30 protein-coding genes and 1 tRNA gene are annotated in these 25773 nt (G+C 60.6%); 15 read left to right on the top strand and 16 right to left on the bottom strand.

Annotated features, from left to right (window positions below; translation table 11 throughout):
* Window positions 1-4: 4 nt before the first annotated feature.
* Window positions 5-805: a 3-oxoadipate enol-lactonase gene (pcaD, locus tag DZG07_RS05305; protein WP_119814898.1), complete on the bottom strand. Its 801-nt coding sequence runs from the start codon at window positions 803-805 to the stop codon at window positions 5-7.
* Between the two features lie 95 nt (window positions 806-900).
* Between pcaD and pcaQ the strand changes: the two genes are divergently transcribed.
* From pcaQ to DZG07_RS05280, 5 genes are all read left to right on the top strand, one after another.
* Window positions 901-1818 (top strand): pca operon transcription factor PcaQ, encoded by a 918-nt coding sequence (gene pcaQ, locus DZG07_RS05300; protein WP_119814895.1) that lies wholly within the window; start codon window positions 901-903, stop codon window positions 1816-1818.
* 199 nt (window positions 1819-2017) lie between these two features.
* The gene (locus tag DZG07_RS05295; protein WP_119814893.1) at window positions 2018-2206 is read left to right on the top strand and encodes a hypothetical protein; all 189 of its coding nucleotides are present in this window, start codon (window positions 2018-2020) and stop codon (window positions 2204-2206) included.
* Window positions 2207-2614: 408 nt separating this feature from the next.
* Window positions 2615-4015, top strand: a complete 1401-nt coding sequence (locus DZG07_RS05290) for an integrase (protein ID WP_119814891.1) — start codon at window positions 2615-2617, stop codon at window positions 4013-4015.
* Between the two features lie 285 nt (window positions 4016-4300).
* Window positions 4301-4510: a helix-turn-helix domain-containing protein gene (locus DZG07_RS05285; protein ID WP_119814889.1), complete on the top strand. Its 210-nt coding sequence runs from the start codon at window positions 4301-4303 to the stop codon at window positions 4508-4510.
* Between the two features lie 97 nt (window positions 4511-4607).
* Entirely contained in the window at window positions 4608-5360 is a 753-nt protein-coding gene (locus DZG07_RS05280) for a helix-turn-helix transcriptional regulator (RefSeq protein ID WP_119814887.1), read from the top strand.
* 58 nt (window positions 5361-5418) lie between these two features.
* On the opposite strand, the gene DZG07_RS05275 is transcribed toward DZG07_RS05280, so the two are convergent.
* Together DZG07_RS05275 and DZG07_RS05270 are read right to left on the bottom strand one after the other, a co-directional pair.
* Window positions 5419-5760, bottom strand: coding sequence for a hypothetical protein (locus DZG07_RS05275; protein ID WP_119814885.1), 342 nt, complete (start codon window positions 5758-5760; stop codon window positions 5419-5421).
* Window positions 5761-5828: 68 nt separating this feature from the next.
* On the bottom strand, window positions 5829-6047 hold the full coding sequence (locus DZG07_RS05270; RefSeq protein ID WP_119814883.1) for a hypothetical protein: 219 nt from the start codon (window positions 6045-6047) through the stop codon (window positions 5829-5831).
* Window positions 6048-6084: 37 nt separating this feature from the next.
* Between DZG07_RS05270 and DZG07_RS05265 the strand changes: the two genes are divergently transcribed.
* A complete protein-coding gene (locus DZG07_RS05265) occupies window positions 6085-6669 on the top strand; it encodes a hypothetical protein (RefSeq protein WP_119920252.1) in 585 nt (194 codons plus the stop codon).
* A 313-nt stretch (window positions 6670-6982) separates the two neighbouring features.
* Here the strand turns inward: DZG07_RS05265 and DZG07_RS05260 are convergent, their stop codons facing one another.
* Window positions 6983-7183 carry a hypothetical protein gene (locus DZG07_RS05260; RefSeq protein WP_119814878.1) on the bottom strand — a complete coding sequence of 67 codons (201 nt, stop codon included), beginning with the start codon at window positions 7181-7183 and terminating at the stop codon, window positions 6983-6985.
* A 116-nt stretch (window positions 7184-7299) separates the two neighbouring features.
* On the opposite strand from DZG07_RS05260, the gene DZG07_RS23745 reads away from it, so the two are divergent.
* Window positions 7300-7455, top strand: a complete 156-nt coding sequence (locus DZG07_RS23745; RefSeq protein ID WP_162931555.1) for a hypothetical protein — start codon at window positions 7300-7302, stop codon at window positions 7453-7455.
* A 23-nt stretch (window positions 7456-7478) separates the two neighbouring features.
* Window positions 7479-9653 (top strand): phage tail tape measure protein, encoded by a 2175-nt coding sequence (locus tag DZG07_RS05255; RefSeq protein WP_162931554.1) that lies wholly within the window; start codon window positions 7479-7481, stop codon window positions 9651-9653.
* Between the two features lie 24 nt (window positions 9654-9677).
* On the opposite strand, the gene DZG07_RS05250 is transcribed toward DZG07_RS05255, so the two are convergent.
* From DZG07_RS05250 to DZG07_RS05240, 3 genes are all read right to left on the bottom strand, one after another.
* Window positions 9678-10424 carry a hypothetical protein gene (locus DZG07_RS05250; protein WP_119814872.1) on the bottom strand — a complete coding sequence of 249 codons (747 nt, stop codon included), beginning with the start codon at window positions 10422-10424 and terminating at the stop codon, window positions 9678-9680.
* Between the two features lie 91 nt (window positions 10425-10515).
* A complete protein-coding gene (locus DZG07_RS05245) occupies window positions 10516-10902 on the bottom strand; it encodes a hypothetical protein (protein WP_119814869.1) in 387 nt (128 codons plus the stop codon).
* A 121-nt stretch (window positions 10903-11023) separates the two neighbouring features.
* A complete protein-coding gene (locus DZG07_RS05240; RefSeq protein ID WP_133304727.1) occupies window positions 11024-11443 on the bottom strand; it encodes a hypothetical protein in 420 nt (139 codons plus the stop codon).
* A 58-nt stretch (window positions 11444-11501) separates the two neighbouring features.
* Here DZG07_RS05240 and DZG07_RS05235 point away from each other — a divergent pair, with 58 nt between their 5' ends.
* Entirely contained in the window at window positions 11502-12191 is a 690-nt protein-coding gene (locus tag DZG07_RS05235; protein ID WP_119814863.1) for a recombinase family protein, read from the top strand.
* Window positions 12192-12222: 31 nt separating this feature from the next.
* Here DZG07_RS05235 and DZG07_RS05230 read toward each other — a convergent pair whose 3' ends face one another.
* The 7 genes from DZG07_RS05230 to DZG07_RS05205 all read right to left on the bottom strand — a co-directional run bounded on the left by DZG07_RS05230 (window position 12223) and on the right by DZG07_RS05205 (window position 16013).
* On the bottom strand, window positions 12223-12522 hold the full coding sequence (locus DZG07_RS05230) for a hypothetical protein (RefSeq protein ID WP_119814860.1): 300 nt from the start codon (window positions 12520-12522) through the stop codon (window positions 12223-12225).
* Window positions 12523-12782: 260 nt separating this feature from the next.
* Window positions 12783-13307, bottom strand: a complete 525-nt coding sequence (locus DZG07_RS05225) for a hypothetical protein (protein WP_119814857.1) — start codon at window positions 13305-13307, stop codon at window positions 12783-12785.
* Window positions 13308-13386: 79 nt separating this feature from the next.
* Window positions 13387-14469 (bottom strand): hypothetical protein, encoded by a 1083-nt coding sequence (locus tag DZG07_RS23740; protein ID WP_133304726.1) that lies wholly within the window; start codon window positions 14467-14469, stop codon window positions 13387-13389.
* A gap of 24 nt (window positions 14470-14493) precedes the next feature.
* Complete coding sequence (locus tag DZG07_RS05220; RefSeq protein ID WP_119920250.1) at window positions 14494-14697, bottom strand: hypothetical protein; 204 nt, start codon at window positions 14695-14697, stop codon at window positions 14494-14496.
* A 342-nt stretch (window positions 14698-15039) separates the two neighbouring features.
* Window positions 15040-15114: transfer RNA gene (locus tag DZG07_RS05215), tRNA-Glu, on the bottom strand.
* A 114-nt stretch (window positions 15115-15228) separates the two neighbouring features.
* Window positions 15229-15627, bottom strand: coding sequence for a VOC family protein (locus tag DZG07_RS05210; RefSeq protein WP_119814851.1), 399 nt, complete (start codon window positions 15625-15627; stop codon window positions 15229-15231).
* Window positions 15624-16013 carry a fimbrial protein gene (locus DZG07_RS05205; protein ID WP_091909565.1) on the bottom strand — a complete coding sequence of 130 codons (390 nt, stop codon included), beginning with the start codon at window positions 16011-16013 and terminating at the stop codon, window positions 15624-15626. Before DZG07_RS05205 ends, DZG07_RS05210 begins: the two co-directional genes overlap by 4 nt.
* 32 nt (window positions 16014-16045) lie before the next feature.
* Here DZG07_RS05205 and DZG07_RS05200 point away from each other — a divergent pair, with 32 nt between their 5' ends.
* Both DZG07_RS05200 and rpoH read left to right on the top strand, forming a co-directional pair.
* Window positions 16046-17074 carry an RluA family pseudouridine synthase gene (locus tag DZG07_RS05200; RefSeq protein ID WP_119814848.1) on the top strand — a complete coding sequence of 343 codons (1029 nt, stop codon included), beginning with the start codon at window positions 16046-16048 and terminating at the stop codon, window positions 17072-17074.
* Between the two features lie 179 nt (window positions 17075-17253).
* The gene (gene rpoH, locus DZG07_RS05195; RefSeq protein ID WP_091909560.1) at window positions 17254-18165 is read left to right on the top strand and encodes an RNA polymerase sigma factor RpoH; all 912 of its coding nucleotides are present in this window, start codon (window positions 17254-17256) and stop codon (window positions 18163-18165) included.
* 81 nt (window positions 18166-18246) lie between these two features.
* Here rpoH and DZG07_RS05190 read toward each other — a convergent pair whose 3' ends face one another.
* Window positions 18247-18624: a cell division protein ZapA gene (locus tag DZG07_RS05190; protein ID WP_091909557.1), complete on the bottom strand. Its 378-nt coding sequence runs from the start codon at window positions 18622-18624 to the stop codon at window positions 18247-18249.
* Window positions 18625-18631: 7 nt separating this feature from the next.
* Window positions 18632-18904, bottom strand: a complete 273-nt coding sequence (locus DZG07_RS05185; RefSeq protein ID WP_091909554.1) for a DUF4164 domain-containing protein — start codon at window positions 18902-18904, stop codon at window positions 18632-18634.
* Window positions 18905-19163: 259 nt separating this feature from the next.
* On the opposite strand from DZG07_RS05185, the gene tkt reads away from it, so the two are divergent.
* From tkt to DZG07_RS05165, 4 genes are all read left to right on the top strand, one after another.
* Window positions 19164-21161, top strand: a complete 1998-nt coding sequence (tkt, locus tag DZG07_RS05180; protein ID WP_091909552.1) for a transketolase — start codon at window positions 19164-19166, stop codon at window positions 21159-21161.
* Between the two features lie 26 nt (window positions 21162-21187).
* The gene (gene gap / locus DZG07_RS05175) at window positions 21188-22198 is read left to right on the top strand and encodes a type I glyceraldehyde-3-phosphate dehydrogenase (protein ID WP_119814846.1); all 1011 of its coding nucleotides are present in this window, start codon (window positions 21188-21190) and stop codon (window positions 22196-22198) included.
* A 191-nt stretch (window positions 22199-22389) separates the two neighbouring features.
* The gene (locus DZG07_RS05170) at window positions 22390-24213 is read left to right on the top strand and encodes a potassium/proton antiporter (protein ID WP_091909544.1); all 1824 of its coding nucleotides are present in this window, start codon (window positions 22390-22392) and stop codon (window positions 24211-24213) included.
* A gap of 256 nt (window positions 24214-24469) precedes the next feature.
* Window positions 24470-25666 (top strand): phosphoglycerate kinase, encoded by a 1197-nt coding sequence (locus tag DZG07_RS05165; protein ID WP_091909541.1) that lies wholly within the window; start codon window positions 24470-24472, stop codon window positions 25664-25666.
* Window positions 25667-25773: the final 107 nt, after the last annotated feature.

Below are 25773 nucleotides of genomic sequence, written 5' to 3'. Positions count from 1 at the left end.
GGTCTTAGTCTCCGGATGGAAGATCGGCGATGAAGCCGCGAATGAGATCGACCAGCGCTTCGGGCTGCTCGACGCAAGGAATGTGCCCGGCACCGGGGATAATCTTGAAGCGGCTGCCTGGAATGAGATCGGCCATCGAGCGCACGAGGTCGGGCGGCGTCGAGCCGTCCTGATCGCCGACGACGCAGAGCGTCGGCACCGCGATTGCCTTCGCCGCTTGCGTATAGTCGGCGTCGCGAAGTGCCGCACAGGTTCCGGTGTAGCCGGCCGCGGGCTGGCGCATCAGCATGTTGCTGTAGCCGGTCAGTTCGTCCTTGCGATCCTTGTGGAAGGCCGGCGTGAACCAGAGCTTCATCACCGGCTCGACCAGAACCTCGATGCCCTTGCTTTCGACGGTGGCAATGCGGGTGTTCCAACTATCGGCGGTGCCGATCTTGTGCGCCGTGTCGCAAAGCGCCAGCGCCCGCACGAGATCGGGACGCTTCGCATAAAGCCCCTGCGCGATCAGCCCGCCCACCGAAAGGCCGCAGATGATGGCATTCTTGACCTTCAGATGATCGAGCAACCCGGCAAGATCGTCGACATGATCGTCGATCGAATAGGGTGCAGCACCCACGTCCGACAGGCCGTGGCCGCGCTTGTCATAGGTCACGATCGGGAAATCGCCGGCAAACCGGATGATGACGTCGCGCCAAATGCGGAAATCCGTACCAAGCGAATTGGCGAAGACGATGACCGGCTTGTCCGCAGGTCCGCCGATAAGCTGGTAGTGCAGCGTAACGCCGCCGATTTCGATGAATTGCAATGGCTTGGCTCCTCGCTTCGGAAAATGACCTAGTTGTTTGGTTTGGTAAAATGATATTTTGTGGCATTCTCTTAACTCAGGGGTTATGAAAATCCATGATCGAGAGCCGCGTCAGGTTTCGTCACCTCCAGACCTTCCTTGAAGTCGCGCGCCAGAAAAGCGTGGTCAAGGCGGCGGGGCTGCTCAATGTCAGCCAGCCGGCCGTCACCAAGACCATCCGAGAACTGGAACAGGCCCTCGGCGTTGCCGTCTTCGAACGCGACGGGCGCGGCATCAAGATCACGCGCTCGGGCGAGATCTTCATGCAGCATGCAGGCATGGCGATCACCGCACTCAGGCAAGGCATCGATTCCGTTTCCAATGCCGGCGCCGATGGCGGGCCGCCGATCCGCATCGGCGCGCTGCCGACGGTCTCGGCGCATATCATGCCGCGCGCCATGAGCCTGTTCCTGAAGGAGAAGACGGGCGCGACGATCAAGATCGTCACCGGCGAGAATTCCGTGCTGCTCGATCAGTTGCGTCTTGGCGAGCTCGATCTCGTGGTCGGCCGCCTGGCCGCGCCCGACAAGATGACAGGCTTCTTCTTCGAGCATCTTTATTCGGAGCAGGTGGTCTTCGCGGTGCGGCCGAAGCACCCCCTGCTGCGCGCCGGCGCGGACGTTTTCGAGCGTCTCAGCGACTACCCGGTGCTGATGCCGACGCGCGGCTCCATCATCCGGCCCTTCGTCGAGCGCTTCTTCATCACCAATGGCATCGCCGCCATCCCGACGGAGATCGAAACCGTCTCAGATTCCTTCGGCCGCGCCTTCGTTCGCCAGAGCGACGCCGTCTGGATCATCTCCGCCGGGGTCCTCGCCGACGACCTGAAGACCGGCGTGCTCACGACGCTTCCCATCGATACCAGCGAAACCAAAGGCCCGGTCGGCCTGACCATGCGCACCGACACCGCAACCTCGGCTGCCTTCTCCATCCTGCTCAAGACGGTGCGCGAGGCAGCACAAGGGCAGGGATAGGGCTCATCATTTGCAGCCGGTTGGCGTCCATTTTTCGAGAGACTGCCGCTCGTGATTGCAGCGCCCTTTGCGTTTCGAGAAATGCCGGCTTTCGACTGGAAGCCGATAACGACGTAGAGCGCGATATGTGGACAGAGACATCGAGCGATTGAACAGGCGTCCGTGTTTTCCTAACCCGGCTCCAGAAATGGAGCCTAGCATGCAAATCATGTCCGTCCCGGCAGTCGTCGGAATATCCTTTGGGGTTGCGATTGCCGTCACATTCGCGAAAAAGAACCGCGAGAGATCGAAAGGCCAGAAGGCCTGGCTGTTGCTTCGCGGGTTTCTGGCCGCGCTGGCGGCCCTGCTGCTGGTGAACTTCGGGATTTTCTACTACCAGAACCGTTGATTGGCGTGGCGGGACAAAAAACTTTCGATTTTCGACCCATCAAAAAAAGGCCCGCCACCAGAGTTCGGCAGCGGGCCAAGGGCCATTCTGCCGCAAGGTTTACTCGCGTGGAAAAGCCCTGACTATTTCATTTGACATAGGAAGCGAAAAAACGCGCTGCGAAGGGCAACGTTGTTGCCGCTTTCGAGATCGAGCACGCGAAGGTCTTGAAAATCTTTGGTACGCCCAAGGGGAATCGAACCCCTGTTCCCGCCGTGAGAGAGCGTGATCATTGGGCCCCGATCCAATTAACGAACGTCAGTGGACGCCAATATACTCAATGGGTTAGAGGGAATTCGTGCACGCTTGTCCATTGCCGTACGCTGCTTTATATTCGATGAATATTCGACGTATTCCCGGAAAGGCGCAATGGCAAAGGTTCTGAAAGAAGCCGAACTCACAACAGCGAAGGCTAGGTCGCGGTTACCCATGGGAGAGCATGCCCGGCGGCTCGATGCGGAGGCGCACCTCTATTACCGGAAGGGCGTCCGGGCGGGCGTGTGGTTTGTTCGGTGGCGAAATTGGGGGGCGGGTGCGAACTACAAGCAAGCGCCCATTGGGTCGGCGAACGATATCAACGACAAGCCCGCCGAAGGCCTTCTAACGTACCTGCAAGCCGAGAGGGCCGGACGCGAGCATGTCGAGAAGGCGCGGGCGGACGCGAAGGCCGCAGCAGAGGGGCCGATCGTCACGGTTCGAATGGCTATGGAGGCCTACGTTGCCCGGCGCGATGCGCGGGACGAAGGGCGCAATGGGCGCGCGGGCCGTTCTGACGCGAACAGACGCCTATCCCGGTATGTGCTAGGCCAAGGGAAGCGAGGCAAGCAAGCCGCAATTCCTGCCTCGCCGCTCTCTGGCGTGGCGCTCCATGCTCTAGGCGACAGCGATCTAGCTACGTGGCGATCGAACCTGCCTGCCGACGTGAAAGCAACAACCGTGCGGCGGCTCATGAACGATCTCCGGGCCGCACTAAATGCAGCTTACGACGCGAACCGCGCCAGGATGCCCGCTTCTCTGCCAGGAACAATCAAGCATGCTTTCGCAGCGCCGGCTCACCATGACGATCCTGTCGCCGATGGCGAAGCTGTCCGCGAGGGCCAAATTCTCTCAGATGCCGACATCTCACGGCTGCTCAAGGCTGCAAGGGAAATCGATACCGAAGATGGATGGGAAGGCGACCTATTCCGGCTCATTGTCTCACTGGCGGCAACGGGCGCACGGTTTTCGCAGGTTGTCCGGATAAAGGTGGGCGACGTACAGCGCGCCCAGGGTCGGGTCATGATCCCCGTATCGCGCAAGGGACGTGGGGGCAAGAATGGCGCAACGCCTGTGCCCGTTGGAAGCGACGTGCTCGACGCGCTGTTGCCTGCCTCTACGGGGCGTCCGAATGACGCCCCGCTGCTCGAACGTTGGCGGCAAAAGCAGGTTGGGCCGGCAAAATGGGAACGCACCGGGCGCGGACCGTGGCTTAACGGTGCCGAATTGCGCCGACCATGGATCGCGTTGAAGAACAGGGCGGGTCTGCCGAACGTGATCCCCTACGCGCTACGCTATTCGAGCATTGTTCGCGGCATTCGGGCAAACCTGCCGATCCGGCTAGTCGCGGCCATGCATGATACCAGCGTCGCGATGATTGAGAAACATTACGCCAAGTGGATCGTTGACGGGCTGGATGAGCTTGCGGCTCGGGCCGTCGTGCCGCTGTTGCCGCAAGACGGCAGCGTGACACAACTCGCTGACCATCGGCGCAAGGCGGCCCATAGCGAGTGATGGACCCGATAAATCCCCACTGAAATTTCCCAAGGGTTGCAATTTTTTTGCCTTAAAGCCCCAAACTTGGAATTCAGCCACCCGATCAAGGTGTTGACACACGGTGCAACGATGGCGACCCGACTTTCTTGTGGCCTAAATATAGGCAAGTAATGAAATTATGATGAAAGTTGCATTTCTGTTTCTGTAGACATTTTCGGTGCAAATCACCCTTTATTCCAAGGCGATCTACGGGCGACGCTGGCCCGCTTCTGATGATTAACCTTGTCCAGAGAGGGATGACCCTTGAATTTCTTTGACGCTTATTCCGACCGTGCCGTGCTAACCGTGCCGGAAGCCGCTCGGTGGGCCAACATCTGCCGCAGCAAACTCTACATGGAGATCAACGCCGGTCGGCTTCGCCCGACTAAGATTGGGAGGAAGACCGTCTTCAGGAAAGATGATCTGCTGACATGGTTCAACGGCTTGCAGAGTGAAAATCGCCGTGCCGCTTAACCGTAAACCCGCTTCCGGAAAGGTCGGGCGGGCGAAGGTGATAGACGCTCATCATCCCTATCGATTTCGAAAACGGCCTGCGCCTCCGGGCGCTGCTATGGCCTTTATCGAACGTGCCCTTACACTCGACACTGATGATTGTGTGCTGTTTCCGTACGGTCGAAATGCGTCCGGTTACGCGCGTCTTCGTGTCGGCGAGAAACACGCCTACGGGCACGTGATCGTTTGTCAGCGCGCTCACGGCACGCGCCCCACGCCGGAGCACCAAGCGGCGCACTCATGCGGGAACGGCCATCTAGGCTGCATCAATCCGAAGCACTTGTCGTGGAAGACCCCGGAAGGAAACGCATCCGACGCCGTCGCGCACGGCACTGTGGCTCGCGGCCCGAAGCTGACGTTGGAGGGCATCAAGTCGATCCGCGCCATCGCAGAGGTCATGCGATATCGGGACATCGCTCGCATGTTCAGTGTTGGCGGCGACGCGATTAGCAATGCCGTTCGGGGCAAGACGTGGAAGCATGCGCCCGACCATCGAACGGGAGCTAAGCGCCTTACGCGATGCCGTCAGCGTCGAAATGGGTCGCCTTCAGCATCACAGCGCCGGGGCGGCATCGTGAAAAGCCAGAGCCAAGCGGTGACACCGCGCCACGATCACGACTTCAAGGCCGGCGATCTGATTGCATGGCGTAACAGCCTCGATCTATCGCAAAACAGGGCGGCCAAGGCGCTTGGGGTCGCAAGGCAGAGCCTCATTGAATACGAAGCTGGGAGGCGTCCTATCCCGAAATACATCTGGCTCGCGTGCCAGTTGCTCGCACATAGAGCCGGGATCGCGCTTCGCAGCATATAGCTGACAAAGAAAAGGCCGGGCTTCACCCGGCCTCGATATTGCGAATTGAGATGACGATCTAAGCGGCGACGGGCTCTTGCTCGAAGAGCACGACGCGACCGAGGCGCATGAGATCGGCGGAAATGGACCTGCGAAGGCCGGCGGTGAGCGGATCGCCGCTGTCGTCTTCGAAGCCTGCCAGGACGCGATCGACATGGTCGGCAATCTTTTTCTTGGCTGCAAGATCAGCGGCGTTCTTCGCAGGCGCGCGAGCGGCCTCACGCATGATCTCAATTTGAAGTTCTGTGGTGATGTCGAGAAGGTCGCCGGGCTCCACGTCAGCGGCGCAAGGATTTGCTTCGTGCTCCGCCCATAGAGCGGAAGCGCGGTCGAAAGGGGTCAACATATCGACAGTGCTCATGTGATTTTTCTCTTCGCAGCTATGTCAAATTCCGCCGAAGGCGGCTCGTTGTGGCAGGAAATGCGGGCTTAGGCTGTAAGTGCGGAGAGTTGAGCTTCGAGCGTCAACCGCATGCCGGAAGTATCGAAGCGGATCGGCCCGAAAGACAGGGCCTCGATTTTCGTCGCGGTATCGATGCGATTGCGAACGGAAGCGGCTAGCCGATCCCGGATGTCGATAATATTCCCTTGAGAAATGGTGATGTCGTCAATTTCTGGCGCTGATGTGATATCAGATGCATTAGCCATGCGATGATCCCTTCGATCGTCGTTTCGGTTAGGGCCGATGCGAAAGCTGCAACTTTCTATCGGCCCGAAACTGTGCTATCACGGTTTTACAATAGAGGCAATGCAAACTGTGATAGCACGAAAAAAGCGCGGGCCGGCTCCAACCGGCAAAGGGGAACTAATCGGCGTTCGGATACATCCCAAGTTGTGGTCTGCGCTCGATGAAGCGCGTCACGAGTGCTCGGAAGAGGAACTTCCCAGTCGACCAGAAATGATCCGGCGCATCCTTCATAGCTGGCTCATTGAGAACTCGTTTATGTCTTCGCCGGATGAAGTGCTCGCCAGATTGAAAATGCGCAGCGATGAGGCGCTCCTGTCGGCTCGGAACGTGGAAAGCCGCATTCGTGCAAGCTCCTTTCTCGATGCGGATGGCGTGGAGGATGCGGTGAAGACCCTATATAGGGATGGAGGCAGATGCGGTGGCTCTGACTGGCCCAGTGACGCGTCTAGCGAGGAAATCGCAATCCAACTGGCCGCAGAAACGGCGCTCAATCGCGCGTTCGACGAGATGTGGGAGCGCGATAGCGAACTAGCACGGCGGATCGACTGGCCTCGGGCTGACCCTGAAGACTTTCTCGACTGATCTCGAACCAAAAAACCCACAGGAAGCCGGAAGGCAGCGCCGCCAGAGCGCGAAAGCCGCTTCTCCGGCAATTGGACCGCGCGACAAAGCGCCGAACGCGCTACAAGCCGGTTTCTGCCCGAATGCGACGACAGCAGCCGTCAGAGCAACAGCGCAATCGCCAGCAAGCCCCACGGAAGCACGCGACCGACAGCGCACCCAATGGCGAAGCCGGCGCGCCACGATGCTGTCTGCTGGCGCAAAGGCGTCCGGTCAAGCCGGATCGCCGGGACGGATCGCGGGCACCGATAGGAAGCGATCGATGCGGGGCGCATTAGAGGCGCTGGCCGAACCGTGCGTCTAGCGTCTTGCGGTAGTTCTCGATTAGCGCCCGAACGAAATACTGCCCGCCGTCTGGCCCGGTGAAGCCAACTGGCGAACGCTGGTCGCGCTCAAGTTGGCGGTGAAATCCCTCTCCATCCATCCTCATGATCTGCGCGGCCTCGGCTTCGGCGCAATAGACGTTCGTGTTCATTGTCGCTCTCCAAACTAGTTACATATGAAACATATAAGTTGAAACTAATAGATTTTGTGATAAAGTTCAAGCTATTGATTTAGCGACAAAAAATTTTGTCGCCGGCCGGGGATTACATGGTGAAAGAAGCCCATATCGAACAAGTCGCGACTTCCCTTAAGGTTAGCACTCTTGCCGCCCTGGACGCCGCCGCCGCGAAAGCCGGAATGACGCGAGCGGCCTTCATCCGCTGGTCGATTGTGAAGGCTGTCGAGCCGAAGGGGGCCCGCTAATGGGTGCCGCCTTAGACGTAAAAATGATCCTTTCGCTCGTCGACAGGGCAAGCGGTCCCGCTCAAAACATCCTTGGCCGGATATTCGGCGGCACCGGCAAGGCCGGCAAGCGCGTCGGTGGAGAGATCGACAGCGCCGGCATGTCAGCCCGCGCAGCCAACGGCGCAATGCTTGCGCTCAACCGCTCGATGATGACGTTTGCTGCCGGCGCGGCGGGGTACATCGGCTTCAAGGGCATGATTGGCGGCGCGATCGAGTTCGAAAGCTCGATGGCGGAGGTCGCCAAGCTGGTCGAGGCCACGCCGGAGCAGATGGCGCAGCTTGAAAAGGCGATCAAAAAGGTCGCGAGCACGACGCCGATCGCCTCGAAGGAGATGGCCGGTCTTGTCGCGCAAGCTGGTCAGTTCGGTATCCCGACGAAAGACTTGGCCCGCTTTGCGGAGTTCGGCGCGAAAACGTCTGGAGCTTTCCAGATGGGCGCGGAAGAAACCGGCGAGGCGCTATCGCAAATCCGCAACGCTCTCGGTCTGACCATGACCGAGATGGAGCATTACGCGGACGCGATCAATTACGTGGCCGACAAGAACGGCTCCAGCGAACGGCAGCTAGTCGACTTCGTGCTGCGCACTGGCGCGGGCGCGAAGGCGGCGGGCCTCGATCCGAAAGACCTACTGGCGATCGGTTCGGCCATGACCGAAGTCGGCCTGTCGTCGCAACGATCCGGTACGGCTGTCAACGCCATGCTGACCAAGATGACGGAAGTCGGGAAGAAAGGCACGATCCTCGACAAGATCGGCGGCAAGGGCTACTCGAAACGCCTCCAGAAGCAGTTCTTCGAAAACCCGCGCAAGGCGCTGGTCGACATGCTTCGCGTGACGAAGCAGATGTCGCGGCCAGATCGCGCCGGGTTCTTCAAGGAGTTGTTCGGCCTCGAAACGCAGGATGAAGCGAACGCGCTCGCCGGCAATATCGACAAGGTCGTGCAGACGGTCGAGCAGTTGGGCGACGCCACCAATTATGTCGGCTCCGTCCAGCGCACCTTCGATATCTTCCAGAAGACAACCGAAGGCCAGTGGAAGACGTTCAAAAACAACGTCGAGATGGCGTCCGCCGCGATGGGTGCGAAGCTTCTGCCGGCGATCAATGGCGGCCTCGGCTACCTCAACAATTTCTTCGCCACGGCGGAAGGTCGCATCGATATCTTTGAGCGCCTGTCCGAAGCGACCAACGGCTTTTTCACCGGCCTTGGGTATACCGGCGGCACGGCGGATGCTTTGGAGAGGATCGCCGATGCAATGGCTCCGATCCGCGACTTGCTCTTCGGCGTCCAGGGTGATGCAAACTTCGGCGTCGGCGGCCTCCATATTTTTGAGAGTTGGCGGAAGTTCGGCGAAGAGATGGCGAATTCGCCGATCACGAAGACGCTCGACACCATCAAGAACACCGATCTCGGCGGCTTGGGTAGCGGGCTCATGGCTGGCGCGGCGGGGCTAGGAGCACTCGGCTTCCTCGCCAAACTCGCGCTCTCCCCGCTCCGAGCCATTTTTGCCGTGCTGAAGGCAACCGCTGGCGTTGCCCTCACTCTGTCCGGACTGCGAACGGCGAAGTGGCTGTTCGACGTTATCGGCAAGGGCGGCGGTCCCGACATCGCCAAGAGTGCGAGCAAGGGCGGCGGCCTGTTGGCGGCGCTCGCCCCATGGATTGGGGCCGTCCTGAAATCGCCAATTGGCAAGGGCGGTATTCCGGCTATCGCTGCCGCCGTGACAGCTAAGGCGCTGATTGAAAAGGGTCCGAATGATCCTCGAATGATCCACCCCGGTCAGGCTCCAATCAATCGCAACGAGAGCGCGGCGCGCACCGGCAATCCGTTGACTGGAGCGACACTGCCGGCACCACAGGCCGGCCCTACGCAAGAGCCGGTCCCATTCTCATGGGGTCAGCTTTGGCGCGATCTTGCGTCGCCGGTTGGCGGCCAGAAGCAAGGCTCCAGTTCCGGCCCGCAGGCGGTCAACGTCTCCGGCCCGGTCACGACCGTTCCGTCTGGAATTCAGCAAGTGACGGTGACTAACCCGCCGCCGGCTAACGTCATAAGCGTGACGGTTCACGCCGTTACCAATGCTGCCCCGGCAGAAATCGGCGCGGCTGTAGGTCACTCGGTTAGCGCCGCGCTCCGGGGGGCCTACGGCGACGTGGAGTAGTTTGATGTCTGGACCCGTTACGTTTTAACGCGTCGTCGCCCATTCGGCGGGAGCGTCATCGTCATCGCGTTCGCCCAACAAGGCCATGCGCCAGAACTTCTTAGCCCGTTCTGTGAAAATCCGCTCCTGATCCTCAAGGCTCGAATTGGTTCCGCTCACGGCTAGTCGCGCATCCCCAACGAAGTCGCGGGCGCAATCGGTCAGGCGGAACAATTGATTGTAGATCGGCTTCACATCTACGTCGGTCATCAGCGAATGCGCCATGAACGTGTCGCGGAACACCTTCAATGTCTTCAAGCCGCTTCGGCCAAACTTACCCCTGAAGGTATCCGCATAGCCAGCGGATGCCCGAGCGAGCGCCGATGCACAATCCTGTTCAAACATGTTCGCGAAGGTTCGATCATCGGGCAGCCACTTTCGCGCGCGAGCTTTGAGTTCCCTTTGGCATCGCTTCTGACGTAGGAGGCGAACAGCGAGAGGTATAGAGGCAACGTCCCGGCTATTCACAGGACGGTTGCGGCTCCCTACGTCGTAGAGCCGGGCAAGGTGCATGGCGAGGTCAAAAGCCAAGCTCTGCATGATGGTGTTAAACGCGTCTGCACCGGGAAACGCCTTATCTGGCATCGCCTGTACGACACTATTGCCCGCCTCCATCGTAGCTTCTATGCGGATAGCATTGACGACGTTCCGATAGAGGATCGGCATCATTTTATCGAGACGAGCTATCGCGTCCGCTTTGGACAGAAGCACCCGTTTTTTCTTTTTTGCCATGTCATACTTCGGTTTTGCAAGGCTTGCCGGGGTATCAGGAAGGCTCAACCCCTGCGATCGACCACCGGCAGAGTATAGTCACGGTTGCCCCTCACGCGCCGCCCTCCATCGTGAACACGACGCCGAATATTGAGGTCCAAGTGTTGGATACTTCCCCCTTGCAGGTGAAGTTAGCTCCCTTTCGCAGGGACTGCACGGTTGATTTGAATTCGTCGCCGAAACCACACTGCACGCGAATATTGCGCCCGATGTTCAGGCCGACCCAATATCCGGAGAATGTGCCTTTCTCCACCTCTGCAACCTTGCCACTAATTTCATGGGTCTTGCCGCCCATGTGTTCTTCCCACCAACTTTCCTGCTCAAGCTCGGTCTTGCTTTCGGAAACGCCGGCTGCAATCTCTTTGGCCGTGATCGTGTCGGCCACGGCAAAATTGCCCGACAGCGCAACGAGCACTGCCGCGAATGCGATACTCTTCATCTAAATTCCCCGCCCCTATCCCATAGGCCCAATGGGCCATAAGGAAGTAGACTGGTCAAGATCGTGATGGCGGCGCACGGAAGTGCCAACAATGCGCGTTGCCTTCAGAGCAGCAAGAATTTCACTTTGCGCGGTTGATGGGCGGTTTGCGTCGGCAATAGGCAACGAAAAACGGCGCGGCGATCATGGCGATGACGCCAGTGACCAAGCCGTTCGCGATATACTCATTCGGCGTGATCTCGGCGGGGCCGGTGTAGGCGAGCAATCCGCCGCAAGCAAAGCCGATGATGGGCGCGAATACGGCAACGATCGCAGCGATCAATACGGAGTACCGGAAGCCAAGCGGTGACTTTCTGGACAACCAGTAAGCGAGCGACATCGTCGTTCCAAACACAAACAGCATTGCAATCATTCGATCCCCCCATTGCCCCGCATAGCAGTACGCGCGAGCCGTCCGACAAATCAATGCCGCCGATGCACTCTCAGCTTTCAGGCGCGCGCCGTCAGCGATCCATTTGTCACCCACAACGAGCGTTGACATTTGACAAGCGAACTTTCATATAGTTTGTCAGGCACAACACTTATGCGGAGACAAAGCAGTGAAGAAGTATGTCGTTTACACCCGCGTAAGCACCAAGGGCCAGGGCGATAGCGGCCTCGGCCTTGAGGCACAGGATCGGGATATCGATATATTCCTTGCCAATTTCTCAGAAGCGCCGTTTGAAGTGATCGGTCGCTTCTGTGATGTGCAATCCGGCGGCGATAACGATCGTCCCGAATTCTTGTTGGCTCTCGAAATGGTTCGCAAGACAGGCGCGGAATTGCTCGTCTCCAAGCTCGATCGATTGAGCCGCAAAGTTTCCTTTATCGCTCAACTCATGGACGATACGAAAGTGCGGCTCCGCGTTGCGCAGATGCCGACTGCCGACAAATTCCAACTTCACATATACGCCGCCCTTGCCGAGCAAGAACGAGATTTCATTTCAGCGCGCACGAAGGCCGCACTCGCCGCCGCCAAGGATCGTCATGAGATGAAGCGCCGGGAAGACCCTAACTATACAAAGCAAATTGGTGGCCTTCGCGACAAGACCATGAAGCGCAATGCGGCCATTCAGGCCAAGGCAGCTACGGAAGCGGCGAAGCTGATGAAGATCATCGGACCGTTGAAGGCAGCGGGGCAGAGCCTAAGCGCGATTTCGTCGATTTTGAACGAAACCGGCCAGCCAACATCGCGCGGGGGTCGCTGGACGGCGAAACAGGTGAGCCGCGTGCTAGCGCGGGCCGAGTAGTTGAGGTCGACGCCTGGGCGATTGCATCTGATCAACGTGAAGCGGGAACTTCGACGCCAGCAACGCCCATAACAGGTGGATCGATGGTCACGATGGCCGTGCTAGGTGCAACCCTTGGTTCACCAATGCTGACGCTCGGTGAGACCGTCGGTGCATAGAATGCCGCGCTATACCTCACATCATCGGGCATGTTCTTAACGGTTACGATAAGCGCGCCCATGCTGAACCAAATGCCGCACCACATGCCGACCTTGTCGCCCGCGCCACGTCGATTGAAGATGTACCAGACGCCACCGATGAGAGCGACTAGGGCAGGGATTAGTGCGGCCATGATGTGGAACCTGAATGCAAAGAGATGAAAGCGCGTTGAGTGCCCCGTTCTGTATATCGCGACACGCGCACGAGGGACAGAGGCCGCCTTTTTGGGAATTTCCTCGCGCGCGTGCGCGAGCGTACCGTGGAAACTCCTATTAATTCCAACGTCTTCACCTGGAGCAACTAACTGAAATCGCTTAATAAAAATAGCTTCTTTATCGAATGAGTTTCGAGAATAAAAACTTGTCGAAACTCCAAGATTTCGACAATGCATGATTAAGTGGTGGACGCCGCTTTGAGCAAGGCGGCCGATTTTTCACGGTCCCCCGTAGCGCGGGCGTAGCCGATGTGCCGCATCACGGCTTTAGCGTCGTTCTCCCCCTCATTTTTGCCGCCAGACGCCGCGACCATGGCGACGGCCTTCCTCCGAGCTTGTTCAATGACGCCATTCACGAACTCTCTGGCGAGATCGGCGTTGAGATGAGGCGTGAATTGTGCCTGAAGTTCAACCGCAACACTTAGATAGCCCAGTCGGCGGGATACGCTGGAAGTGGTGGACGCCTGCTGGATAAGGCGAGCGGCAGCATCGAGCTTTAGATCGCGTTTAACATCGTCATCGGTATCAATGCCGTCGATAGGCTCGTCTCCAGACACAAGGTTCCAAGCCCACATGACGGCCTCGACGAAGTCGACAGCGTCGGGGCCGGATACCTTTTCGGAATACTCTCGGACCTGAAACGCGACGTTCAAAAGCTCTTTTGCTCGCGTCTTCTCCTTTGCCCTCTTACCAAACCCAAACATGCCCCGTTTTCCCTTCCTTGCCGCAGCCTGTGACCTGAAGCCCGCCCATGTAGATGATAGCGCAATAGCTCTCAAGAGTTTACGATGCCGGCGGGTTTGTGGCGCGAACCGGAGGCGGGCGAACGCGCTCAAGCGGCCCCGCAGGCGGTTGCAGCATCCATGCAGGCGGAGCGAAGACGTACCGGCGACGCATATTCGGTCTCGATGACGGCAGCGAGCACGCAATGCGGCGACCAATGGTTTGCGAATGGCTGGGGTTTTCCGACGTTTTCGGCTTTAAACCTTGGTTTTCCGGCGTCTTTTCTGCTAGATTGGCGATTGAACATTTTTGGGAACTTGTTCGCTTGACGGCCTCCGGATTTTTCCGTGAGGTCGTTTTTCTTTTGGGCGGCGGCCTGTCCGGCGGCTCAACCCGATCCCGGTACGTCCGCTTCCAATCTTCGATGCGCCCAGCTTCGCTGCAATCAGCCTTCAGGGCTTTGGAGAGCCGGACCCGATCGCCGCCGCCTTCGAGCCGATGCGAACCATCCCGACGCTTGCCGATTGCAGCGCCAAGTGCATATTTCGCCTGTGGTGTCGCTTCCTTCGCGAGGTAGACATTCACTAAATTAAGCGCAGTCGGCGCACGCTCAATGCGCAGGATGGGCTTTCCGAATGGCGTACAGAGCGCGAATTTTTCCGATTTTCTAAGGCTCTCCACGATCTCCCGGTTAGCCGGAAAAATGATGTTGAAGTGTGCGCCGCCTTCGACCTCAATCAATTCGACCCAATGGCGAGGGATGCCGGCTCGCCGTTGTGCTGTCGTCAGCAGGTTTTTGAGGCTTCGGGAAAACTCTTCGCAGTCTTTCCGAGTGAAATCCAGACCCGGAAAGCCTAGTACCGCGTAGTACAGCCGATGCCCACCGTCGAGCATGTGTTTGACAGCACTATTGGCGCGCGCAATCTCTGCCGATGTCAGGCCATGAGGGGCTGTGGTTTGGGTGAGAGTTGGTAGACACAAACGCGCACTACGCGCCCGCCCGCGAGGGAAGCTTCCGATAGACGCGACGAATGGCCGGAAATCCGGGCTTTCATCGCGATTGTCGTTGGATGCCAGCGATCGGAAGCTTGATTGCAAAATTGCAGCATCCGAACGCACCGTCGCAGCGGTAGAAATCATCACGCTTCGCGTCCCGTCAACGTCGATTTACGACAGAGAGAGCCGGGTGAAGGCGGTACGGGCGTCGACGATCTTTTCGATCAAATCTGCCCGCAAGCGGCGAGGCCGCGCGTTGTCAGCAACGATTTCGGGGAAACGCTTGACCCACAGGCCAACCCCTTGCCGCGTGACGCCAAAGCGCCGGGCGGCCTCCAGAGCGGAGATGAGTTCGGGGAAGTTGTTATTCGTCATATGTCCTACCATCGGTTCGATCGATCGGACGCAGCCGGGCCGAAGCTCGGATGCCGTCCGCTTGCGATTTTTCCCTGTGGTAGGAAGCTTAGATTTGCCGTAGTTCGCCGACGAGCGAAAGCCCCGTTTCCCCGAACGCCACAGGGAAAATGAACTGCCATCTCTAGGCGAGACGGACACGGCACAAAGCGGAGGCGTACTACAAATCGCCATGCAAGATGGGGCGAGATCGACGCGGCGAGTGCTCACCTGCAATCGCGCTTGTTTATCTTCGTCCGCAGGCGTTTATTCGACGGATATTCGACGCGTCGGCGCGCGAAACGTCTAAGTCATTGATTTTGTTGGTACGCCCAAGGGGGATCGAACCCCTGTTCCCGCCGTGAGAGGGCGGTGTCCTGACCGCTAGACGATGGGCGCGGAAGACTTCCGCGATATAGGCGAGCATTCGGGAAAAGGCAACCGCGATTCTGGAAGGGACGCTACACAACGCGCGACGCGGAAAATCCAGCCCGGAATTCGCAAGGCCGGGAGCTATTGCTTCGGCTCGATCAGGTCCCAGAGGTTGCCGTAGAGATCGGAAAACACCGCAACCGTGCCATAGCCTTCACGGCGCGGTTCCTCCCTGAACGTCACGCCGCGTTCGCGCATCTCTTGATGGTCGCGGTCGAAATCGTCGGTTTCCAGAAACAGGAAGACACGGCCGCCGGTCTGGTCGCCGACGCGCGAAAGCTCGTGCTCGTCCTTGGCCTGCGCCAGAAGCACCCTTGCTCCCTCGCCGCCCGGCCCGACGACCACCCAGCGCTTGCCGTCGCCGAGATCGATGTCCTGGTGCAGCGAGAAGCCAAGCTTTTCGACATACCAGGCGATCGCCTCGTCATAGTCGCGCACGACCACCGCAACCGTTGCGATCCGGCGGACAGCCGCGCTCATTGCGCTATTATCTTGAACTGGCCGATGACGCGGCGCTCGGCGATGTCATAGAGGAAGATGGCGCGGCTGCCGTCGGCAAGCTCCGCGTCGATCGAAATGCGATTGCCCGACAGCGATTGCGAAACGACCTTCGCCCCCAAAGGCAGCGCGATGTCGCCCGACAGGAAGGCGCCCTCGGCAGGAGAGGGCACGGTCGCGCCGTTGACGGCAACCGGCGTCTCGCTCTTCGAACCGGATTTGTAGACAATCGCCCCCAGCACGGCCATAAGGGCAAGAAACAGCAGGCCGAGATTGATGGCGACGAAGCGCACCAGCTTGCGCCTGACCTTTTCGACCGCAGGGTCGAGCGGCTTTTCGTCTTCGTCGTTCAGGTTCGGCGATGCCATCGTCTCAACAGTTCCGGATTTTTGAAGCGCAAATGAGCGACCCTGATAGCGAAGCCGGCGGCGTATTGAAAGAGCTCAGCACTGAGGCGGCTGCCGCCGGCACCCGGCTCGACCAGTGGCTTTCCGCCGCACTCGGCCCCGATTTCTCGCGAAACCGCGTCCAGGCGCTGATCCGGCAGGGTGCGGTCCTGGTCAACGGTACGGCCGTTACCGAGACCAAGCGCAAGATGGCCGCGGGCGAAACGGTGACCGTCGAGATGCCCGAGGCCGAACCGGCCGAGCCGCAGGGCGAGGATATTCCCCTCGACATTCTCTATGAGGACGACCAGCTCATCGTCATCAACAAGCCGTCTGGCCTCGTCGTCCATCCCGGCGCGGGAAACTGGACCGGCACGCTGGTCAACGCGCTGATCCACCATTGCGGCGACAGCCTGTCCGGCATCGGCGGCGTCAAGCGCCCCGGCATCGTCCATCGTCTCGACAAGGATACTTCGGGCGTGATGGTCGTGGCCAAGACCGACAAGGCCCACAAGTCGCTGTCGGAAGCCTTTGCCGACCACGGAGCGACCGGCGATCTGGAACGCGCCTATGTAGCGCTTGTCTGGAACATTCCGGCGCGGAACAGCGGCGTCATCGACGCACCGCTCGGCCGCGCTTCCGACCGGGTCCGCCGCGCGGTGGTGCCGGCGGGCCGCGACGACGCCCGCCACGCCATCACGCATTACACCGTGCTCGAGCGCTTCGGCGAGCGGGACAAGGAAACGGTGAAGGCAGCGCTTGTCGAATGCCGGCTCGAAACCGGCCGCACGCACCAGATCCGCGTGCATATGGCCCATATCGGCCATCCGGTCGTCGGCGACCCCGATTACGGCCAGGCCTTCCGCACCAAGGCCAACCGCCTGCCCGAACAACTGAAGCTGCTGGTCGACAATCTTTCACGGCAAATGTTGCACGCCAGGCTACTGGCATTTCGCCATCCCACTACCCATATATTGATGAGGTTCGAGGCGCCTCTGCCGGGGGATATGGACGGGATCGTCCGGGGTTTCCGCACTTTGTGAAAACTTGACAACCATTGTTCACTTCGGCGTGACACACTGTTTCGTGTTGAACAATATGGATGCGTTTCTCGATTTGTTCCTGTATAAAGGTGGCTGTCGCAGGGGTGCATGAAGCACCTGCGACACATGCCTGCCTTTATCAGGGGGCACATTCCGCTTCAAATAGGGAGGGCGCTATCATGGCCCAGTCACTACCCAGTATCGTTTCCGGCGAAGGCGGCCTCAGCCGCTACCTGGAAGAAATCCGTCGGTTCCCGATGCTTCAGCCGCAGGAAGAGTACATGCTCGCCAAGCGGTATCAGGAGCATGAGGACACCGGCGCTGCCCACAAGCTCGTCACCAGCCATCTCAGACTCGTGGCCAAGATCGCCATGGGCTATCGCGGCTATGGCCTGCCGATCGGCGAAGTCATTTCCGAGGGCAATGTCGGCCTGATGCAGGCCGTGAAGAAATTCGAACCGGAGCGCGGCTTCCGCCTGGCGACCTATGCCATGTGGTGGATCAAGGCCTCGATCCAGGAATACATCCTGCGCTCGTGGAGCCTCGTGAAAATGGGCACCACGGCCAACCAGAAGCGCCTGTTCTTCAACCTGCGCAAGGTCAAGGGCAAGATCCAGGCACTCGACGACGGCGATTTGAAGCCCGAGCAGATCACCGAGATCGCCACCAGGCTGAACGTCAGCGAGGCGGAAGTCGTCTCGATGAACCGCCGCCTGTCGGGCGACGCCTCGCTCAACGCGCCGATCCGCGCCACGGAAGGCGAGTCGGGCGAATGGCAGGACTGGCTGGTCGATGACCACGAAAGCCAGGAAGCCATGCTGATCGAGCAGGACGAGCTGGAAAACCGGCGCGGCATGCTCGCCGGCGCCATGTCGGTGCTCAACGATCGCGAACGGCGCATCTTCGAGGCGCGCCGCCTCTCGGACGAGCCGATGACGCTTGAGGAACTGTCGAGCGAATTCGACATCAGCCGCGAGCGCGTCCGCCAGATCGAGGTTCGCGCCTTCGAAAAGGTGCAGGATGCCGTCAAGGCGGCAGCCAAGCGTCAGATGCAGTCGCTGCGCACCATCGAAGCCCAGCCGGCCGCCTGATCTTTCGGGCAACGGCATAGGCCAGAAACATCAAATCGCGTCGGCTTCGGCCGGCGCGATTTTTTTACGTCCTTTTGTATCTTAAGATTCCGGCTGAACTTTCCGGGCAACCAGCTTCTGCGCCAGGTCTTCCATGCGCTGGGCAAGGCCGCTGAGCGCGCCGGTAAGGGCGGCATCGTTCTTGTCGGCCTTCAGCAGGGCTTCGTCGCGGGTCTTGCGCAGCGTGCTGATCTCGCTCTCCATGCCCTTGAGGCGCTTCGAAAGCTCCGACAGCTCGTCCATGACCATGATGCCGGCCATGACGGTGACGCGCTGGTCGCCGATCTCGCCGAAGGATTCCTTCAGATGCGAGACGTAGCGGTCGAACCGCTCGGCCAGGCTGATCAGATGTTCTTCCTGGCCTTCGTCGCAGGCCATGCGATAGGCCTTGCCGTCGATGGTAACCGTAACCTGTGCCATGGCGTACCTACCTGTCCAGCACCGCGCGGATGGTTTCCATCGCCGTCACCAGCCTGCGCGATACTTCCTTGTTGGCTTCCTCCAGCCGTTCGGCGCGCGCTTCGGAATTGTCGAGTTCCTGCGCGAGCCGGCCACGGTCGGCATTCATGCGCTGCACTTCGGCCTCGGCTTCGGAGTAATCCTGCTCATGCTCAAGTCGCGATGCGACATTGTGCTCAAGCACATCGATCGCCTTGCCGAGCCGGCTTATGACTTCCTTGAGTGTCGTTTCCCCGGTCATGGCTCCGTCAAACTCCCGCCCATCACCGAATCGTTCGCATTCAGAACGACTTACCAGTGAAACATTAGGCATCGTGCAAACGAACCGTCAACAAAGCGATTCGTCCTTTCCCCCGCTATCGTGCGCAGACATGCCAAATCACGGTCATCTCTGTGTCCGGAAACCATGCTTTTGTTGACTCACGCGGCGCGCCTGCTATGTGTCCCCGTGCTTTCTCCAGGGGTCTGCCCCCTCAAAATTCAAGGCTTGGCGAGCAATCATGACATCACGCGAAAAACACGACCGGATGGCCAACGCGATCCGCTTTCTGTCCATGGACGCCGTCGAGAAGGCCAATTCCGGCCATCCCGGCCTGCCGATGGGCGCGGCCGACGTTGCCACCGTGCTCTACACCCGCTTCATGAAGCACGACCCCAAGGCGCCGCACTGGGCCGACCGCGACCGTTTCGTGCTGTCGGCCGGCCACGGCTCGATGCTGCTCTACTCGCTGCTCTATCTGACCGGCTACGAAGACATCACCATCGACGAGATCAAGAATTTCCGCCAGCTCGGCTCCCGCACCGCCGGCCACCCGGAATATGGTCACGCCGCCGGCATCGAGACCACCACCGGCCCGCTTGGCCAGGGTCTTGCCAATTCGGTCGGCATGGCACTCGCCGAGCGCATCATGAACGCCAAGTTCGGTGACGACCTCGTCGACCACTACACCTACGTGCTGGCCGGCGACGGCTGCCTGATGGAAGGCATCTCGCAGGAAGCCATCGCGCTTGCCGGGCACCTGAAGCTCAACAAGCTCATCGTCATGTGGGACGACAACAACATCTCCATCGACGGCCCGGTGTCGCTGTCGGATTCGACCGACCAGCTCGCCCGCTTCGCCGCCTCCGGCTGGAACGCCTCGCGCGTCGACGGCCATGATCCCGAAGCGATTGCCGACGCGCTGGAAGCCGCGCGCCGCTCCGACCGTCCGACGCTGATCGCCTGCAAGACCACCATCGGCTTCGGCGCTCCTACCAAGGCCGGCACCAACAAGGTGCACGGCTCGGCGCTGGGTGCGGAAGAAATCGCCGGCGCCCGCAAGGCGCTGGGCTGGGACTACCCGCCCTTCGAGGTTCCGTCCGACATTCTCGACGCCTGGCGCCTGTCCGGCCTCAACGCCGCCAAGAAGCGCAAGGAATGGGAGACCCGCCTCGCCGCTACTGAGAGCGAAATCCGCGCCGAGTTCGAGCGCCGCATGCGCGGTGAACTGCCGGGCAATTTCGACACCGTGATCGCCGACTACAAGAAGAAGCTCGCAGCCGACAAACCCAAGGTCGCGACCCGCAAGTCGTCGGAAATGGCGCTGGAAGTCATCAACGGCGCGGTGCCCGAGACGATCGGCGGCTCGGCCGACCTGACTGGCTCCAACAACACCAAGACCACCCAGACCAACCCGATCGCGCCCGGCAAGTATGACGGCCGCTATGTCTATTACGGCATCCGCGAGCACGGCATGGCCGCTGCGATGAACGGCATGGCGCTGCATGGCGGTGTCATCCCCTACTCCGGCACCTTCCTGACCTTCTCCGACTATGCCCGCCCGGCGATGCGCCTTGCCTCGCTGATGGGTATCCGCGTGATCTTCGTCATGACCCATGATTCCATCGGTCTCGGCGAGGACGGCCCGACCCATCAGCCGGTCGAGCATCTGGCCGCCCTGCGCGCCATTCCGAACCACAATGTCTACCGCCCGGCCGACGCGACCGAAGCCGCCGAATGCTGGCAGCTTGCGCTGGAAGACACCAAGACGCCTGCGACCATCGCGCTGACCCGCCAGAACCTGCCGGCCGTGCGCACCGAATTCGTCGAGGAAAACCTCTGCGGATACGGCGCCTATGAACTGGCGACCGCCGACGGCGACGCAGCCGTGACGATCTTCGCCAGCGGCTCCGAGGTCGAGATCGCGCTTGCCGCCCGCACCGCATTGCAGGCACATGGCCACCCGACCCGCGTCGTCTCGGTTCCTGTGTTCGAACTGTTCGAGAAGCAGAGCGAGAAGTACCAGGCCGCCATCATCGGCAACGCCCCGGTCAAGGTCGCCATCGAAGCCGCCATCCGCCTCGGCTGGGACCGCTTCATCGGCCAGGACGGCATCTTCATCGGCATGCATGGCTTCGGCGCCAGCGGCACGATCGAACAGCTCTACCCGCATTTCGGCATCACTGCCGATGCCACCGTGAAGGCCGCCGAAGCGCGTCTTCACAAGAAGTCGAACTGATCTTTGGCTCCAATGGAGAAACAAGCATGACCGTCAGAGTTGCCATCAACGGATTTGGCCGTATCGGCCGCAACATCGTGCGCGCCATCTACGAATCCGGCCGCAAGGACATCGACGTCGTCGCCGTCAACGATCTCGGCCCGGTCGAGACCAACGCCCACCTGCTGCGCTACGACTCGGTGCATGGCCGCTTCCCGCATGAGGTCAAGGTCGAAGGCGACTCCATCAACATCGGCACCGACAAATTCAAGGTCACCGCGATCAAGGACCCGTCGCAGCTGCCGTGGAAGGAACTCGGCGTCGACATCGCGCTCGAATGCACCGGCATCTTCACGTCCAAGGATAAGGCCTCGGCCCACCTGACCGCCGGCGCCAAGCGTGTCCTCGTCTCGGCGCCTGCCGACGGCGCCGACCTCACCGTCGTCTACGGCGTCAACCACGACAAGCTCACCAAAGATCACATCGTCGTCTCCAACGCCTCCTGCACCACCAACTGCCTGGCGCCGGTCGCCATGGTCCTCAACAATGCCTTCGGCATCGAAAAGGGCTTCATGACCACGATCCACGCCTACACCGGCGACCAGCCGACGCTGGACACGATGCACAAGGACCTCTACCGCGCCCGCGCCGCCGCCATGTCGATGATCCCGACCTCGACCGGTGCCGCCAAGGCCGTCGGCCTGGTTCTGCCGGAACTCAAGGGCAAGCTCGACGGCGTCTCGATCCGCGTGCCCACCCCGAACGTCTCGGTCATCGACTTCAAGTTCGTCGCCAAGAAGAATGTGACCGTCGATGAGGTCAACGCAGCCCTCGTTGCTGCCGCCGACGGCCCGCTCAAGGGCATTCTGGCCTACACCAACGAGCCGCTGGTCTCGATCGACCTGAACCACAACCCGGCCTCGTCGACCTTCGCGCTCGACCAGACCAAGGTCATCGAGGGCAACCTCGTCCGCGTCATGTCCTGGTACGACAATGAATGGGGTTTCTCCAACCGCATGGCCGACACGGCGGTTGCGGTCGGCAAGCTCATCGGCTGATCTGCGGTCCACTTCATATTTCAGGAACGCCTGGCTTCGGCCGGGCGTTTTCGTTTGCGCTGGAGAGCCGCCCGGCGCCGCATGAGCCCGACAAATTTCTCATATAAATGCGCAACTTGCTTGCGCATGGCCATGTCTTCGCCGCACTGTACCTTGAACTGGAGAGTCACAGGCGGAAGAAAAGGCGGCTCATGGATCATGTTATCTATCTCGCAACCCTGGTCGGTACAGCTTTGGTGCTGGCCGCAGCGTTTTCGAGCCTGATAGCTTTCCGTTTCGGCGCCCCCCTGCTCCTCCTGTTCCTCGGCATCGGCCTTGCCAGCGGCGTCGACGGCCTCGGCCTTCGCTTCGACAACGCCCCTGTCGCTTATTTTGCCGGCTCACTGGCGCTTGCCGTCATCCTGTTCGATTCTGGCTTCGGCACGCCAGTCAATGTCATGAAGCAGGCAGCCTTGCCCGCCGTGACGCTGGCGACGGTCGGCGTCTCCTTGACGATGGCCATTTTCGGCGTTGCCACCCACTATCTCACCAATTTCACCTGGCTCGAATCCTTCCTGCTCGGCGCTGCCGTCGCCTCCACCGACGCGGCCGCCGTGTTCTTCCTGCTGCGCGCCGGCAACATCCATCTGCGCGACCGGGTGCGCTCCACGCTCGAAATCGAATCCGGCACCAACGACCCGATCGCCATCTTCCTGACGATCACGCTGGTCGAGATCATCGCCATGGGCATCGACCCCGAAGCCAAGGTGCTGGTGACCGACCTCATCGTCGGCTTCTTCCTCACCATGGGCCTGGGGGCCGCCGTCGGCATTCTCGGCGGTTTTGCCATCGTCCGCCTCGTCGAAAGGCTCAATCTCGATCACGGCCTGCTGCCGATCTTCGTGCTGACGCTGTCGCTGCTCGTCTTCGCCGGGGCCGGCGCGATCGGCGGTTCGGGTTTCCTCGCCGTCTATCTCGCCGGACTTGTCGCCGGAAACTCCAACATCCGCGCGGCCTCGGTGCTGAAGCGCTTCCAGGACGGCATGTCGTGGCTGGCGCAGATCATCATGTTCCTGGTGCTGGGTCTGTTCGCCACGCCGTCGCAGTTTCCGGCCATCCTCGGCGTTTCCATCGTGCTGGGCCTGTTCCTGATTTTCGTCGCCCGTCCGTTCGCGGTGTGGCTCTGCCTCAAGCCGTTCCGCTTTCCCAAGACCGAAACGGCGTTCATCTCCTGGGTCGGCCTGCGCGGCGCGGTCTCCATCCTGCTTGCCATCACGCCGCTTCTCAGCGGGCTGGAGCACGGCCGCGATATCTTCAACTCCGCCTTCATCGTCGTCCTCGTCTCGCTCGTCGTCCAGGGCTGGACGGTCGGGCCGCTTGCGCGTCGTCTCGGGCTGATCGTGCCGCCGCGTCCCGGTCCGATCGAAAAGGTCGAGCTGGAGCTGCCCGGCTCAGCGCACCATGAACTGCTGAGCTACCGCGTCGTGCCCGGCAGCCCGGTGCTGCGCGGTGAGCGGCTGCCGCGCTGGGCGCGGCCTTCGCTGGTCGTCCGGGAGGGGCGCTCGATGAAATTCCCCGACTTCGGCCGCCTGGTCGCGGGCGACCGCGTCTACATCTTCGTTTCGGATCGCTATCCGGCCCTTCTCGACCGCTTGTTCGCCAGCCGCGTCGAAGTCGACCCCGAGGATGCCGATTTCTTCGGCGCCTTCGCAGTCGACCCGGAAAGACCGGCATCCGAGCTTGAGGCGGCTTACGGGCCCGGCCTGGCTGAAGCCGAGATGAAGATGACCATTGGCGAACTGATGCTGTCGCGGCTCGGCGGCCGCGCCGAATACGCCGACCGGCTGACACTCGGCCCGATCGAACTCATCGTCCGCGACATCGACGAGAAGGGCAAGATCAGCGGCGTCGGCCTGTCCTTCGAGCCGACACCCCCGCAGCCGGTGATCCCGGAAAACCTGCGCGAGCGCTTCGGCGGACTTTTCGACCGCCTCCTTCGCCGCCCGGTGAAGGCGAAAGCTGGCGAAGAAGCTTAAGACTGATCGAGAGATCGTTTGATAATTCGCCCTGCCGAGACATATGGCGTGGATTTTCGAGAACCGGAGCGGAGTGGACATTGAGTCCATGAGCACCGGAAGCGCAGAAAGCCGCGTCAGATGGCCGGCAGGGTAGAATTAGCAGGCGGTCTCTCAGCTTGCTGCGATTCGCCGCGTCCCTCAGACCAAAGCCAATCTTGCATCGCGCGCAATGCACGGTAAGGTTCCGCCGATTTCAGCGAGGAGACAAATTGCCATGGCCGGTTTCAAGACGCTCGACGATATCGGTGATGTCAAAGGCAAGCGTATCCTCGTCCGCGTCGACCTCAACGTACCCGTCGCCGACGGCAAGGTGACCGACGCCACCCGCATCGAGCGCGTCGCGCCCACCATCACCGAGCTTTCCGGCAAAGGCGCCAAGGTCATCCTGCTCGCCCATTTCGGCCGCCCGAAGGATGGTCCCGATCCCGCCCTCTCGCTGGCGCCCATCGCAAAAGCCACTGGCGAGGTGATCGGCAAGCCCGTCGCCTTCGCTGCAGACTGCATCGGCGACAAGGCCGCAGCCGCAGTCGCCGCCATGAAGGACGGCGATATTCTGCTCCTTGAAAACACCCGCTTCTACAAGGGCGAGGAAAAGAACGATCCCGACTTCACCAAGCAGCTCGCCGCCAATGGCGATCTCTATGTCAACGACGCCTTCTCCGCCGCCCACCGCGCCCATGCCTCGACGGAGGGGCTTGCCCACCTGCTGCCCGCCTATGCCGGCCGCACCATGCAGGCAGAGCTGGAAGCGCTGGAAAAGGGCCTCGGCAATCCGGTTCGTCCGGTCGTCGCCATCGTCGGCGGCGCGAAAGTCTCCAGCAAGATCGACCTGCTCATGAATCTCGTGAAGAAGGTCGACGCGCTGGTCATCGGCGGCGGCATGGCCAACACCTTCCTGGCGGCACGCGGCAGCGACGTCGGCAAGTCGCTGTGCGAGCATGACCTTGCGCCCACCGCCAAGCAGATCATGATCGAGGCCGCCCAATCGGGCTGCGCCATCATCCTGCCGTCGGACGGCGTCGTCGCCCGCGAGTTCAAGGCCAATGCCGCCAACGAGACCGTCTCCATCGACGCGGTGCCGGCCGACGCCATGATCCTCGATGTCGGCCCCAAGACCATCGAGACCGTCAACCAGTGGATCGACCGTGCAGCAACGCTGGTCTGGAACGGCCCGCTCGGCGCCTTCGAGATCGCGCCCTTCGACCGCGCGACCGTTGCGGCTGCGAAGCACGCAGCAAGCCGCACCAGGGAAGGCAAGCTCGTCTCGGTCGCCGGCGGCGGCGACACGGTAGCAGCACTGAACCATGCCGGTGCTGCCGACGATTTCAGCTACGTCTCCACCGCCGGTGGCGCATTCCTGGAATGGATGGAAGGCAAGGACCTGCCCGGCGTCGACGTCTTGAAGGCATGATATAAGAATCCGCTGGCCTGCCTTCTGGCGAGGTGAAATACTTCGTTGGCAGGTGTGATCGAGTTTCAATCGATTCAAGCACTTCGGCGGCATTCCGTTCGTCACAC

Source organism: Mesorhizobium sp. DCY119 (assembly GCF_003590645.1).
Lineage (GTDB): Bacteria > Pseudomonadota > Alphaproteobacteria > Rhizobiales > Rhizobiaceae > Mesorhizobium_M.
This window is presented reverse-complemented; position numbering and strand designations above follow the sequence as displayed.

Coding starts and splice junctions, on each gene's coding strand:
- DZG07_RS05205 (WP_091909565.1), bottom strand. CDS start 16,013: ATGGCATCGCCGAACCTGAACGACGAAGACGAAAAGCCGCTCGACCCT.
- DZG07_RS05275 (WP_119814885.1), bottom strand. CDS start 5,760: ATGAGCACTGTCGATATGTTGACCCCTTTCGACCGCGCTTCCGCTCTA.
- DZG07_RS05240 (WP_133304727.1), bottom strand. CDS start 11,443: ATGTCAACGCTCGTTGTGGGTGACAAATGGATCGCTGACGGCGCGCGC.
- DZG07_RS05280 (WP_119814887.1), top strand. CDS start 4,608: ATGGCCTTTATCGAACGTGCCCTTACACTCGACACTGATGATTGTGTG.
- pcaQ (WP_119814895.1), top strand. CDS start 901: ATGATCGAGAGCCGCGTCAGGTTTCGTCACCTCCAGACCTTCCTTGAA.
- DZG07_RS05190 (WP_091909557.1), bottom strand. CDS start 18,624: ATGGCACAGGTTACGGTTACCATCGACGGCAAGGCCTATCGCATGGCC.
- DZG07_RS05290 (WP_119814891.1), top strand. CDS start 2,615: ATGGCAAAGGTTCTGAAAGAAGCCGAACTCACAACAGCGAAGGCTAGG.
- DZG07_RS23745 (WP_162931555.1), top strand. CDS start 7,300: ATGGTGAAAGAAGCCCATATCGAACAAGTCGCGACTTCCCTTAAGGTT.
- DZG07_RS05245 (WP_119814869.1), bottom strand. CDS start 10,902: ATGAAGAGTATCGCATTCGCGGCAGTGCTCGTTGCGCTGTCGGGCAAT.
- DZG07_RS05270 (WP_119814883.1), bottom strand. CDS start 6,047: ATGGCTAATGCATCTGATATCACATCAGCGCCAGAAATTGACGACATC.
- DZG07_RS05295 (WP_119814893.1), top strand. CDS start 2,018: ATGCAAATCATGTCCGTCCCGGCAGTCGTCGGAATATCCTTTGGGGTT.
- DZG07_RS05185 (WP_091909554.1), bottom strand. CDS start 18,904: ATGACCGGGGAAACGACACTCAAGGAAGTCATAAGCCGGCTCGGCAAG.
- DZG07_RS05250 (WP_119814872.1), bottom strand. CDS start 10,424: ATGGCAAAAAAGAAAAAACGGGTGCTTCTGTCCAAAGCGGACGCGATA.
- rpoH (WP_091909560.1), top strand. CDS start 17,254: ATGGCCCAGTCACTACCCAGTATCGTTTCCGGCGAAGGCGGCCTCAGC.
- gap (WP_119814846.1), top strand. CDS start 21,188: ATGACCGTCAGAGTTGCCATCAACGGATTTGGCCGTATCGGCCGCAAC.
- tkt (WP_091909552.1), top strand. CDS start 19,164: ATGACATCACGCGAAAAACACGACCGGATGGCCAACGCGATCCGCTTT.
- DZG07_RS05260 (WP_119814878.1), bottom strand. CDS start 7,183: ATGAACACGAACGTCTATTGCGCCGAAGCCGAGGCCGCGCAGATCATG.
- DZG07_RS05225 (WP_119814857.1), bottom strand. CDS start 13,307: ATGTTTGGGTTTGGTAAGAGGGCAAAGGAGAAGACGCGAGCAAAAGAG.
- DZG07_RS05230 (WP_119814860.1), bottom strand. CDS start 12,522: ATGGCCGCACTAATCCCTGCCCTAGTCGCTCTCATCGGTGGCGTCTGG.
- DZG07_RS05210 (WP_119814851.1), bottom strand. CDS start 15,627: ATGAGCGCGGCTGTCCGCCGGATCGCAACGGTTGCGGTGGTCGTGCGC.
- DZG07_RS05165 (WP_091909541.1), top strand. CDS start 24,470: ATGGCCGGTTTCAAGACGCTCGACGATATCGGTGATGTCAAAGGCAAG.
- DZG07_RS05220 (WP_119920250.1), bottom strand. CDS start 14,697: ATGACGAATAACAACTTCCCCGAACTCATCTCCGCTCTGGAGGCCGCC.
- DZG07_RS05265 (WP_119920252.1), top strand. CDS start 6,085: ATGCGAAAGCTGCAACTTTCTATCGGCCCGAAACTGTGCTATCACGGT.
- DZG07_RS05255 (WP_162931554.1), top strand. CDS start 7,479: ATGATCCTTTCGCTCGTCGACAGGGCAAGCGGTCCCGCTCAAAACATC.
- DZG07_RS05200 (WP_119814848.1), top strand. CDS start 16,046: ATGAGCGACCCTGATAGCGAAGCCGGCGGCGTATTGAAAGAGCTCAGC.
- DZG07_RS05170 (WP_091909544.1), top strand. CDS start 22,390: ATGGATCATGTTATCTATCTCGCAACCCTGGTCGGTACAGCTTTGGTG.